A 1,300-nucleotide genomic window follows, 5' to 3' on the forward strand; every position below is an offset into this window, starting at 1 on the left:
GAGCTGCAGCAGCGGGCCGGCGCGGCTCAGGCGCAGCGACAGCGAATGGCGCGCTCCGGTCGTCTCGCGCCAGGCGCGGCGCTGCGCCGGCGACGGCGGCTCGGCGGTATTCAGGCGGCGCGCTATGGCCGGCTCGATCGTCGCGAGCCCGGCTTCGGTCTCCAGCGCGTTCGCGATCAGTCCCATCATGCCGAGACGAGCCCAGTCGAGGTCTTCGAGCCCGGCGGCGATCTCGACGGGCAGAACGAGTACGCGCGGCTGCGCCGTGGCGCTGCCGGATTGCGACGTCGTGCGCCAGAGCAGCCCGGCCAGCGCGACCAGCGCGAGCACGAGGCAGGCCCAGAGCAGCGGACGCCGGTGCGCCGGTTTCGCTCTGGCTGGCGGTGTGGCGGCAGAGTCCTGCAGCGCGGCGTCGCCGGCGATTGCGGCGGAAACGCGCTCCGTGCCCGGCGACGTGCTCTGCAATGCCGAGCCGGCTGCTTCCGAAGGCGTCGCCGACTCGGACGAACTGACGGACGGCATCGAAACGGCGGCGGCTGCCGGCAGCGGTTCGCCTGGCGCCGACGCCGTGACCGCGGCGATCCAGCGGAAGCCGCGGCCGTGCACGGTCTGTATGCAGGCGCGCGACTCGCCGTCGTCGGCCAGCGCCTTGCGCGCCTTGTAGACCAGTTGCGACAGCGAGGCGTCGCTGACCGGCCGGCCGTTCCAGAGCTTCGTGATCAGCTCCTGCTTGTCGACGGCGCGCTCGCGCTGCTCGATCAGATGGACGATGAGGTCGAAGACGCGCGGTTCGCAGTCGACGTCGCTGCCGTTCAGTCGCAGCGAACGGCGCGCGGTGTGGATTTCGAAATCGCTGCCGCGATAGGTCAGGGCCTGCATGATCGGCGCATTATCCGCGAAGCCGCGCCGCGGCGGCATGGCCGCTCACGGCGGCAGGCGCGCGAGTTCGTCGAGCAGGAATTCGCGGACCGTCGTCTCTCGGCCGTCGGCGAAGCGGATGCGGTAAGGCTGACCGCTGACCGACGAGGTGGACGCGAGCGCGTCGATGAAGCGCTCCGCATCGTCATCGGCGGCGCTGCGCCGGGCCGCCTGCCATTTGCGGCGCAGATGCGCCGCGGCGTCGGCCGGCGAATGGTCCTTGCCGTTGCGGACGAAGCGCGCGCCGTCGAGCGCGGCGATCGCAGCCAGCAGGCGTTCTATGCGTTCGGTCTGCGACAGGCTCGCCGCGTGCGGCGGAGCCGTCCGGCCGGTAGCCGGCGCCGCGGTCGGCGCGGTTTCGCTCGCCGGCACCGGCGCGCCG

Annotated in this window: 2 protein-coding genes; both read right to left on the reverse strand. The window is 72.6% G+C overall.

Annotation, left to right across the window (positions count from 1 at the left end):
• The coding region (locus NON22_RS24435) for a winged helix-turn-helix domain-containing protein (RefSeq protein ID WP_257389583.1) at positions 1-879 on the reverse strand (879 nt) is incomplete at its 3' end.
• A gap of 45 nt (positions 880-924) precedes the next feature.
• The coding region (locus NON22_RS24440) for a DUF5329 family protein (RefSeq protein ID WP_257389584.1) at positions 925-1,300 on the reverse strand (376 nt) is incomplete at its 5' end.

Origin of the sequence: Tahibacter caeni, from assembly GCF_024609805.1 — a bacterium.
GTDB classification, from domain to species: domain Bacteria; phylum Pseudomonadota; class Gammaproteobacteria; order Xanthomonadales; family Rhodanobacteraceae; genus Tahibacter; species Tahibacter caeni.